10 protein-coding genes and 1 rRNA gene are annotated in these 9,682 nt (G+C 60.2%); 4 read left to right on the top strand and 7 right to left on the bottom strand.

Going from position 1 to position 9,682, the window contains the following annotated elements; genetic code table 11:
- Positions 1–176: 176 nt before the first annotated feature.
- Together rrf and CDO35_RS22270 are read left to right on the top strand one after the other, a co-directional pair.
- Positions 177–292, top strand: a 5S ribosomal RNA gene (gene rrf, locus CDO35_RS22275).
- A gap of 421 nt (positions 293–713) precedes the next feature.
- Entirely contained in the window at positions 714–1,091 is a 378-nt protein-coding gene (locus CDO35_RS22270) for a PilZ domain-containing protein (RefSeq protein ID WP_099526745.1), read from the top strand.
- Positions 1,092–1,165: 74 nt separating this feature from the next.
- On the opposite strand, the gene flhA is transcribed toward CDO35_RS22270, so the two are convergent.
- From flhA to CDO35_RS22235, 7 genes are read right to left on the bottom strand one after another with little or no spacing between them, the layout of a single operon-like run.
- The gene (flhA, locus tag CDO35_RS22265; RefSeq protein WP_099526744.1) at positions 1,166–3,262 is read right to left on the bottom strand and encodes a flagellar biosynthesis protein FlhA; all 2,097 of its coding nucleotides are present in this window, start codon (positions 3,260–3,262) and stop codon (positions 1,166–1,168) included.
- Between the two features lie 3 nt (positions 3,263–3,265).
- Positions 3,266–4,399 (bottom strand): flagellar biosynthesis protein FlhB, encoded by a 1,134-nt coding sequence (gene flhB / locus CDO35_RS22260; protein WP_099526743.1) that lies wholly within the window; start codon positions 4,397–4,399, stop codon positions 3,266–3,268.
- Entirely contained in the window at positions 4,392–5,186 is a 795-nt protein-coding gene (gene fliR, locus CDO35_RS22255) for a flagellar biosynthetic protein FliR (protein ID WP_099526742.1), read from the bottom strand. Before fliR ends, flhB begins: the two co-directional genes overlap by 8 nt.
- Before the next feature lie 3 nt (positions 5,187–5,189).
- Positions 5,190–5,462 carry a flagellar biosynthetic protein FliQ gene (locus CDO35_RS22250; RefSeq protein WP_017676096.1) on the bottom strand — a complete coding sequence of 91 codons (273 nt, stop codon included), beginning with the start codon at positions 5,460–5,462 and terminating at the stop codon, positions 5,190–5,192.
- A gap of 12 nt (positions 5,463–5,474) precedes the next feature.
- Positions 5,475–6,227 (bottom strand): flagellar type III secretion system pore protein FliP, encoded by a 753-nt coding sequence (fliP, locus tag CDO35_RS22245; protein ID WP_099526741.1) that lies wholly within the window; start codon positions 6,225–6,227, stop codon positions 5,475–5,477.
- Positions 6,227–6,598, bottom strand: a complete 372-nt coding sequence (fliN, locus tag CDO35_RS22240; RefSeq protein WP_099526740.1) for a flagellar motor switch protein FliN — start codon at positions 6,596–6,598, stop codon at positions 6,227–6,229. Before fliN ends, fliP begins: the two co-directional genes overlap by 1 nt.
- Positions 6,595–7,434 (bottom strand): FliM/FliN family flagellar motor switch protein, encoded by an 840-nt coding sequence (locus tag CDO35_RS22235; RefSeq protein WP_099526739.1) that lies wholly within the window; start codon positions 7,432–7,434, stop codon positions 6,595–6,597. The genes fliN and CDO35_RS22235 overlap by 4 nt, the downstream gene beginning before the upstream one ends.
- Before the next feature lie 479 nt (positions 7,435–7,913).
- Between CDO35_RS22235 and CDO35_RS22230 the strand changes: the two genes are divergently transcribed.
- Positions 7,914–9,323: a sigma-54 interaction domain-containing protein gene (locus CDO35_RS22230; RefSeq protein ID WP_099526738.1), complete on the top strand. Its 1,410-nt coding sequence runs from the start codon at positions 7,914–7,916 to the stop codon at positions 9,321–9,323.
- A gap of 12 nt (positions 9,324–9,335) precedes the next feature.
- Positions 9,336–9,671: a flagellar hook-basal body complex protein FliE gene (gene fliE, locus CDO35_RS22225; protein WP_074918704.1), complete on the top strand. Its 336-nt coding sequence runs from the start codon at positions 9,336–9,338 to the stop codon at positions 9,669–9,671.
- The last annotated feature ends 11 nt before the right edge of the window (positions 9,672–9,682 follow it).

Genomic DNA, 9,682 nt, shown 5'->3' with positions numbered 1-9,682 from the left:
AGCTAACCAATACTAATTGCCCGTGAGGCTTGACCATATAACACCCAAACAATCTGCCCTCAAAGCAGAGGGTGTCGATGGTGAAGTCGACAGAAAGCCGAAAATTTGCAAGAACTACAAATCATCTATCACGTATCCAAGGGATAGCGTCTCACGACGACATCCCAACCGAATTGCTTGACGACCATAGAGCGTTGGAACCACCTGATCCCATCCCGAACTCAGTAGTGAAACGACGCATCGCCGATGGTAGTGTGGTGCTTCACCATGTGAGAGTAGGTCATCGTCAAGCTCCTATACGAACGCCCAGTTTGCGCAAGCAGACTGGGCGTTCTTCTATCTGCGCAAAAAATGGTGCGTGCCGGTGAGAGTCCCGGGGCGCCGGCCGCCGGAGCGCCGGCCGGAACATCGTCAAGCTCCTATACGAAACCCCAGATCGCACACGCGGTCTGGGGTTTCTTCTTTGCGGCGCGGAAAACACGCCCAGGCCATCGCATAGGGGGCGGTCACCGCACCCTACGTAGCTTCGCGAGCAGAGCTCGCTCCTACGGGGCATCAGCGCTCGCCTCGGATTTAAGAGTTTGCTCGCTATGGTCGTCTTGTTCTGATGAATCACAGGCCATCAATGCGCGACTTCCTTCTGAATGATCTCGATTGATAACTCCTGATCCTTGCGATCCAACCAGGCGTGGCGAGCACTAAGGCATTCTCCTATGCGTCAATCGAGTCGTATCACCTTCCGCTCTACCTTCCGCATCAAGATCAGCGATCGCGAAAGCGACACGCTGATCGGCTATGCGGGCGATGTTTCCGAGTGCGGGATGAAACTACTGGGCGATACACCGGTGGAGCCCGGAAGTGAACTGAAGCTGCGCGTGCGCATGCGTGATCGTCAGGGAGAGATGCGTCAGGTGGATGTGGATATGGTCTGTCAGTGGTCGCAGGAGAATACCCGCACGGGCTTCTTCGAAGCCGGGCTGGCCTTGCAGGACGAGACGGCCGAGTACGTCCGGCTGATCGAAAGCATGCGTAAAGTGCGCAAGGAAAGGCTTAGGCAGGAGGGATGGCAGGGCGATGAAGAATCGTCCTGACGCGCAATCTTCTTATGAGGTTGGGATGATGGATGCGAGGAGTGCATCCATCAGGGTGTTGAAACCTTTGCCAGTCAGCCCAGCGTACCGAGGATACTAACGCCCACTCGGTCCGGGATTTCGTTCTGCGATAGTACATGCAGGCCAGGGCTGAATACCCGCGCGTATCGTGCCAGCAGCGGACGTAGCTGCGGCATCACGGTAAGGACCGGTGGATGGCCATCCTTGCGCAGCTTCTCTTTCACCACCGGCATGGTGTTCTGCAACTGGTTGAGCAGGCTGGGTTCCACCGGAATGTTGTCGAGGCTTACCGGCCCGGCCTGCTGGGCGATGGCCAGGGCATTGAGCAGGGTGTTCTCAAGGGCGTTTTCGAGAATGAACACCGACAGCTCCTGACGCTCGCCGGCGATCATGCCGACAATGCTGCGGCGCAGCGCGTAGCGCACGTCCGAGGCCAGCAGTACTGGGTCCTTGGTCGACTCGCTGGCTTCCAGCAACGTGGTAGCGATGGTGACGATGTCCTTGAGTGGCACCTGCTCTTGCAACAGCTGGCGGTAGACGCGGTGTTGCTGGGTATAGCTGAGCTGGTTCTTCAGGCTCTCGGCCAGTTTCGGCGCCTGCACCTGCAGGCGTTGCATCAGATGATCGACGTCGTCGTGCTTGAACACATCGGGTAGATGCTCACGGATCACCTTGTTCAGGTGCGTGGCGATGACGCTGGCACAGTCGATCACCTGGTAGCCGAGATTCAGCGCACGAGCCTTGTCCTCCGGCTGAATCCACACGACCTGCATGCGGTAGGCCGGGTCGACGCCGAGAATGCCGTCGATCTCGCCATAGAGCTCTGGTGACGGGATAGCCATCATGCGATCGGCATGCAGCTCGGCGCTGTCGATCTTCTCGCCATTGATCTGGATACTGTACTGCGAGGCTTTCAGGCGCAGGCTGTCGCGGATATGCACTTCCGGCAGCAGGAAACCCAGGCTTTCCGACAGGGTCTGGCGGACGCCGCGCACGCGTTGGGTCAGCGGCGCACCGGCGGCTTCGTTGACCAGACCGACCAATTTGTAGCCCAGCGACACGGACAGACGCTCGACCAGCGGGATGTCCTCCCACACCATGTTCTGCGCACGTTCCTGCTCCATCGCCTTACCCAATGCCTCGACCTGTTCGAGGCTGGCGGCTTCCTTGGGCGGGCCATTGCGCGAAATCATCCAGGCAATGAACGCCACCAGCGCGGCGAAGCTGATAAACGCCAGGTGCGGCATGCCGGGCACCAGTGCCAGGGTGAAGAGAATACCGGCCACGGTATAGAGCAGTGCCGGCTGGGCCAGCAACTGGCGGTGTACCTGGTCGGTAATCTCCGAGGATTCGTTGATCCGCGTGACGATTATCGCTGCCGCCGTGGACAGCAGCAGCGCCGGGATCTGTGCCACCAGGCCATCACCGATGGTCAGCAGGGCGTACTGCTGGAAGGCCTGGCCTGCGCCCAGGTCGTAGACGAACAGGCCGATGGCGAAGCCGCCGAACAGGTTGATCAACAGGATCAGGATGCCGGCGATGGCATCACCACGGACGAATTTCGAGGCGCCGTCCATGGCCCCGTAAAAGTCGGCTTCCTTGGCCACTTCGGCGCGGCGACGCTTGGCTTCGTGCTGCTCGATCAAGCCGGCGTTGAGGTCGGCATCGATGGCCATCTGCTTGCCCGGCAATGCATCGAGGGTGAAGCGTGCGGTTACCTCGGAGATTCGCTCGCCGCCCTTGGTGACGACGATGAAGTTGATGATCATCAGGATCACGAACACCACCAGGCCGACGATGAAGTTGCCGCCGATCACCACCTCGCCGAACGACTCAATCACCTTGCCCGCCGCGCCGGTGCCGGTATGGCCCTCAAGTAGTACCACGCGGGTCGAGGCGACGTTCAGGCACAGGCGTAGCAATGTGGTGATGAGGATCACCGTGGGAAACAGGGAAAAATCCAGCGGACTCTTCGACGACACACTGACCAACAGCACCAGGATGGCCATGGCGATGTTGAAGGTGAACAGGGCATCGAGCAGCACGGGTGGCAGCGGCAGGATGACCATGGCCAGGATCGACAGGATCAGCACCGGAATACCGATGCGGCCGCTGCGGAAGGTGGGCGCGAGTTGCTGCAGTAGGTTCATGAATCAGCCCCTGTTGGCCAAGCTGTCGGGAATCGGGAGGTTGCTCGCCAGTTCTGGCTTGCTTCTGCGCCCCTGGCGCCAGGCCCTGAGCTGCAGGATGTAGGTCAGCACATGGGCCACGGCTGTATACAGCGGGGCCGGGATCTGCTGGTTGATCTGTGTGGTGAAGTAGATGGCGCGTGCCAGTGGTGGGATTTCCACCACCTCGAGCTCATGCTTCTTGGCCATCTGGCGCATGTAGAGCGCGGTTTCATCGACGCCCTTGGCCAACACGAACGGCGCCGCGGCCTTCTTGGTGTCGTACTTGAGTGCCACGGCATAGTGCGTCGGGTTGACGATGACCACGTCGGCGTTCTTGATAACCTTGCTGATCTGCCGTTGTAGCATCTGCCGTTGCAGCTGCTTGATGCGCGCCTTGACCTCGGGGCGACCCTCCTGGTTCTTGTGCTCCTCCTTGCGCTCCTGCTTGGTCATGCGCATCTTCTTGAGGAAGAAGTAGCGCTGCAGCGGGATGTCGATGAAGGAGAACACCACGAAGATCAGCATCAGGCACAGGGTCAGGTTGAAGGTCAGATTCAGGGCTGCCGAGATCGCCTCGAACACGCTGCTGCGCTGCAGGGCGATCAGGTCCGGCAGGGCCGCGCGCACCAGAACATAGCCAACGCCGAGCAGTACCAGCACCTTGAGCACCGACTTGAGCAATTCACTCCAGTTCTGCGCCGAGAAGATTCTTCCCAGGCCGGTGATGGGATTGAGCTTGCTGAATTTCGGTGCAAAATTTTTCGCGGAAAACACCCAGCCGCCCGGCACCAACGACAGCGTCACCACCAGCAAAGAGGTGAGCAGCAGGGGAGACAGCAGCTTGATGAACACCAGCATGTTGTAGCCAAGCAGGGTGTCCAGATCATCCAGGCCGATCTCGCTGTGGCCGAACTGGATGTATGACAGGCGGAAGCTGTCATTGAGCCCTTCGAGGAACAGCCCGGCGCTGAACTTGAGAATGAACAGGGTGGCGATCAGCGAGATGGTGGTCGACAGATCCTTGGAGCGCGCAACCTGGCCGTCATCCTTGCTCTTCTTCAGTTTGTGCGCGGAGGCTTCTTCCGTTTTCTCCTGGCCGCTGTTCTGCTCAGACATTGCCGCCCTCGCGCAGAATCACGCCGATGCCGTTGAGCAGCTCGCGGGTCAGGTGCAGGTAGCTGTCGGGCAGGTTGGGCAGGGTCAGATAGATGCACAGCAGGCCCATCAGAATGCTGATGGGAAAGCCCAGGGAGAACAGGTTCATGGCAGGTGAAATTCGGTTTAGCAGGCCGAAGCAGAATTGCACCAGGGTCAGGCAGAACACCACTGGCAGGGTCACCAGTACGGCCGCTGCCAGCACCCAGGAGAATGCCTGGATGAAGCTCTGCGCGCCCAGGTAATGCAGGCCGTTGCCGACCGGCCAGAACAGGAAGCTCTGATACAGCACACTGACAGTGACTAGGTGGCCGTCGATGGCGAAGAACAGCAGCACCAGCAGGATGAAGTACAGCTGGTAGATGATCGAAGACGACGACACGCCATTCACCGGGTCGTTGTAGCGCGCCATGCTCATGCCCATCTGCGTCGACACCACTTCACCGACCAGCATGAAGATGGTGAAGACCAGTTGCAGGGTCAGCCCCAGCAGTACGCCGAAGGCGATCTGCTCCATTGCTGTCATCAGCCCTTTCAGTGACAGCGGGTCGATTTCGGGCATGTCCGGTAGGGCGGCGCCAAGGGCGATGGTCAGGGCCAGAGCGAGGAGAATACGCACGCGTATCGACACCGCCTTATGATTGAACAGCGGCGCCATGCTGAGCAGGGCAACGATGCGGCAGAACGGCCACCAGTAAGCCTGCAGGCTGGTCAGATACTGGCTGGCATGCAGCACGGGTTCGGACATGCTTCAGCCCACCAGGTGACCGGCCTGCTTGAAGGTTTCGATGAACAGATCCCCCAATGTGCGCAGGATCCAGTGGCCGGCGAACAGCAGCATGGCCAGGGTGATCAGCAGGCGCGGGAGGAAGCTGAGCATCTGCTCGTTGATCTGCGTCGCCGCCTGGAAAATGCTCACCAGCAGGCCACCGAGCAGGCTCGGTACCACCAGTACGCAGACGATGATGCCGGTGATATAGACCGCATGAGCCACCAGCTCGGCGGCGTGTTCGGGCGTGAGCATCGCGAAGCCTCGCTAATAGGGCTGAATGCTGGTGGTGAGGGTGCCGACCAGCAGCGTCCAGCCATCGACCAGGACGAAGATCATCAATTTGAACGGTAGCGAGATCATCATCGGCGAGAGCATCATCATGCCCATCGCCATCAGTACGCTGGCCACCACCAGGTCGATCACCAGAAAGGGTACGAAGATCATGAAGCCGAGTTGAAAGGCGGTTTTCAGCTCGCTGAGCACGAAGGCTGGCAGCAGCAGGGAGAAGTCCAGCTGGGCGAGGTCCTCGGGCAGCTCTTCGCCGGCCAGGGCGACCAGGGTTTCCAGAGAGTTCTTGCTGGTCTGCGCCAGCATGAACTGGCTGATGATGCGTTTGCCTTCGCCCAGGCCCTGTTCGAGGCTGATCTGGTCGGCCTCGAAAGGCACGTAGGCCTCGGTGTACATCTCTTGCCACACTGGGCGCATCACCAGCAGGGTCAGGCACAGGGCGATACCAATCAGCACCGGGTTGGGCGGGCTTTGCTGCAGGCCGATGGCCTGGCGCAGTATGGCCAGGACGATGATGAAGCGGGTGAAGCAGGTCATCATCATCAACATCGCCGGCAGGAAGCCCAGCAGCGTCATGATCAGCAGGATCTGCAGCTTGACGCTCAGGGTCTGGCCGTCTTCGCTGTCGTTGAAGTTGAACAGGGTGATGTCGCCGCCGGCCGCCTGGGCCAGCAACGGGCAGCACAGGGCTGCCAGCAGCAGGCCGGATTGCAGCAGACGGCGCAGCATCACACGCCCAGCCCGCTGAGGCCGCTGCCCGACAACTCGACGATGCGCAGGCCGTAGTTGCCGTTCATCACCACCACCTCGGCCTTGGCGAATAGCGCGCCGTTGACCTTCACGTCCAGCGGCTCGCCGGCCAGCTTGTCGAGGGCGATCACGCTGCCGGCATCGACGTCCATCAGCTCCTTGAGGGTGATCTCGGTGGAGGCAACTTCCAGGGTGACGTTCACCGGGATCTTGCCGAAGAAACTCAGGTCCTGCTGCGGCAGGCTGGCCGGCGTTGGCTCTGGAGCAGAGTCGCTGACGGTCTCATCGAGATTGAGGCCGGCGTCGTTGATCAGGCTGTCGAAATCGTTATCGGAAATGGGGCTGCTCATGGGGTCTTCACGCTCTCAAGAGAAGTCAGGAACAAGGAGCCGTCGTCTTCGAAGATGGCGCCGCGAAACAGCTTCTGCTGGTTGATCTGTACATCGCAGCGCTCCAGCAGGCGCATCGGCAGGATGTCGCCGGGGCGCAGGGCAAGCACTTGCGACAGAGGCATTTGCAGGCTGGCTACCACGCAGTCCAGGCGCACCGGTAACTGGCGAATCTGGTTGAGCGAGTTGCCGCCCTGAGTCATCGGTGCCGGGGACGTAAGGCGACTGGTCAGCTCATCCGCCAGCTGCGTATCCAGGTAGATGAAGATCGACGCCTGGCTGCCGGTGATATGGCTGGTGAAGTGGAACTCCGCCACGTACTCCCAGGCTGCTTCTTCATAGGTGTTGTCGTAAGGCTCGAGCTTGCCGAAGGTCTGGCCGGCGAGAATCGAGCGGGCGAACAACTGGGTCACGTCCAGACCCAGGCGCGTGCGCATGCGTTGTTCAGAGGTACTCACTGGCGGCGCTTCATGGTTGGGCAGACAAGTGCCGCCGTAGTAACACTCCAGCGCTTCGGTGAGCAGGGCGCGGTCCATGGCGAAACCGACCTTGCCCAGCGTCGAGCGATACAGGCACTCGGCATCTTTATTCACCTGTTCGTGAACATCGACTCGCAGCAGTTCAAGATTGATCCGATAGTTACGCAGAAAGTAGTCACTGATAATTCGCGGGTACTTACTGGAGAGCTCGCGAATATAGTGGGGAATCTTGTGGTAATGCCGGCCAAGTTTCTGCGGTTTCAACCGGGTCAGACTGTCGGCGGGCACGCCATGAAGGACTTTTTTAATCCCGGTCATGTTGTGGGCTGTATTCCTGGTTGTAACTGCGCGTGCACCATCGAGTGCATTCGATGGGCGTGCAGAGGACGTTTTGATATGCCGGCGGGCGTTGGCGACAGTGCCTTGGCCATGGCGTCGAATTCATCCGGGAAAAGCGCACAGGCCCGTGATGACTAGGAGAAGTCTAGGCCGAGGGAGGGCGAGAAATTAAATCAATAGATATCAAATGCTGTTTTTGATGGCGGCTTGCCGGTGTTGATAGGAAATAACAACAAGTAATTCGGCGGATTTCTGTGCGCTTGTTAACGTTCGCGCTGTGATCCGTTGCGCGTATATAGGGAGTGCGGACAAGTACTGCCTAAGTTGACCAATACAAGCGACGGAAAGTTTCGAAAGATTAAGGGGCCAGGTGAAAAAAATCTGCCATCTACTTGGCAGTTTTAGACGCAGGGTCGAATGCCGCCGCCGGGCTCATGAAAGACATCGGGTGATTTACCTTGAAGCACTCAACTCAAACGGTAAGTTACGCCTGCGACGAGTTGTTCAATGAACAGCTGGGGCAGCAACATATAGTGGTGATCGGTCAGGCCGATGCGGCCAGCGAGCGCCTGTTGACCGGTGGTCTGCTGCGCCAGGGCTTTCAGGTACGGCGCTTCGCCAGCTGCCTGGCGCTCGACCCGCGCGCACTGGAAAGTGCCAGCCTGGTATTGGTGTTCGTCAGCAGCCTGGCGGGCAACACCCTTTATGCACAGGTAGGCGCCATCCTGCGCCAGGTTGGTCGCGTGGGTGTGGTGCCGGTCGTGGAATACGCCGACCAGGAGAAAGCTGCAGCATTGCTCGAACTGGGCTGTGTCGACTACCTCCTGGCACCTTTCAGCGAAGCCCAGCTCAGTGCGCTGCTGCGTCGTCAGGAATCGGCCAGCGCTGGCGAAGAAGGATTCGTTTCCTGCTCGCAGGCTGGTCGCCGTTTGCTGGCCATGGCCCAGCGTGTGGCCATGACTCGCGCGCCCATTCTGATCACCGGCGAGACCGGCACCGGCAAGGAGCTGATGGCCCGCTACATCCACCGCTTTTCCGCGCAGGATGATGCGCCCTTCATCGCCGTGAACTGCGCGGCGATCCCCGAGCAGATGCTCGAATCCATTCTCTTCGGCCATGAAAAGGGTGCCTTCACCGGCGCAGTTAGCGCTCAGCCAGGCAAGTTCGAACTGGCCAATGGCGGCACGCTGTTGCTCGACGAGATCGGTGAACTGCCGCTGGGCCTGCAGGCCAAGCTGTTGCGCGTGTTGCAGGAGCAGCGCGTCGAGCGTCTGGGCGGGCGCCGTGAAATCGCCCTGGACGTGCGCATCATCGCCGCCACCAACCGTGATTTGCAGCAGGAAGTGGCCGAGGGCCGTTTCCGCGCCGACCTGATGTTCCGTCTCGATGTACTGCCGCTGCATATCAGCCCGCTGCGTGAGCGCAAGGAAGACGTGCTGGCCTTGGCGCGTCGCTTCATTCGCCAGTACGCGCCGCAGGACGCGCGCCACGAACTGCTCACCGAAGATGCCTGTCGCGCGCTGCTGGCGCATGACTGGCCGGGCAATGTGCGCGAGCTGGAGAACTGCCTGCAGCGCGCGCTGATTCTGCGCAATGGTCTGTATATCCAGGCTCAGGACCTGGGCCTCAGCGTCCCCGTGAGCAGCGCGGCAGAGCAGGCGCCACGTCTGCAGCCGCAGGCGCTCGAGGGCGGCAAGGCAGCCTTGCGCGCGAGCGGCAAATGGGCCGAGTACCAACATGTGATCGACACCATCCGCCGTTTCGGCGGGCACAAGACCAAGGCCGCCGAAAGCCTTGGCATGACACCGCGCGCACTGCGCTATCGCCTCAACGCCATGCGCGAGCAGGGCGTTCAGATTCCCGTCTAGGAGAAGCAAAGGATGAATTCGATTAGCCAGGTGCAGCAGGACCTGCTGGGCCGCATGGAGCAACTTAAAAGTCTCAGCGAAGCGACGCCGATCAAGCCCGCACAGGCATTCGCCGTGCAGCCAGGCGAGCCGGGTTTCGCCGCTGCTTTCGACAATGCGGTGCGCGCAGTGGACGCGCAGCAGCATCGTTCCGGGGAGCTGATGGCAGCCGTGGACAGCGGGCAGAGCGATGACCTGGTGGGAGCGATGATCGAGAGCCAGAAAGCCAGTGTGTCGTTCAGCGCGTTGATGCAGGTGCGCAACAAGCTATCCAGCGCTTTCGACGACATCATGAAGATGCCGCTGTAAGCGGATCGGGG

Source organism: Pseudomonas sediminis (genome assembly GCF_002741105.1).
Taxonomy (GTDB): Bacteria; Pseudomonadota; Gammaproteobacteria; order Pseudomonadales; family Pseudomonadaceae; genus Aquipseudomonas; species Aquipseudomonas sediminis.
This window is presented reverse-complemented; position numbering and strand designations above follow the sequence as displayed.

Excerpts from the sequence above, each read along its gene's own strand:
- fliR (WP_099526742.1), bottom strand. The coding sequence starts at position 5,186 with ATGTCCGAACCCGTGCTGCATGCCAGCCAGTATCTGACCAGCCTGCAG.
- flhB (WP_099526743.1), bottom strand. The coding sequence starts at position 4,399 with ATGTCTGAGCAGAACAGCGGCCAGGAGAAAACGGAAGAAGCCTCCGCG.
- fliN (WP_099526740.1), bottom strand. The coding sequence starts at position 6,598 with ATGAGCAGCCCCATTTCCGATAACGATTTCGACAGCCTGATCAACGAC.
- CDO35_RS22235 (WP_099526739.1), bottom strand. The coding sequence starts at position 7,434 with ATGACCGGGATTAAAAAAGTCCTTCATGGCGTGCCCGCCGACAGTCTG.
- CDO35_RS22250 (WP_017676096.1), bottom strand. The coding sequence starts at position 5,462 with ATGCTCACGCCCGAACACGCCGCCGAGCTGGTGGCTCATGCGGTCTAT.
- fliE (WP_074918704.1), top strand. The coding sequence starts at position 9,336 with ATGAATTCGATTAGCCAGGTGCAGCAGGACCTGCTGGGCCGCATGGAG.
- CDO35_RS22270 (WP_099526745.1), top strand. The coding sequence starts at position 714 with ATGCGTCAATCGAGTCGTATCACCTTCCGCTCTACCTTCCGCATCAAG.
- fliP (WP_099526741.1), bottom strand. The coding sequence starts at position 6,227 with ATGCTGCGCCGTCTGCTGCAATCCGGCCTGCTGCTGGCAGCCCTGTGC.
- flhA (WP_099526744.1), bottom strand. The coding sequence starts at position 3,262 with ATGAACCTACTGCAGCAACTCGCGCCCACCTTCCGCAGCGGCCGCATC.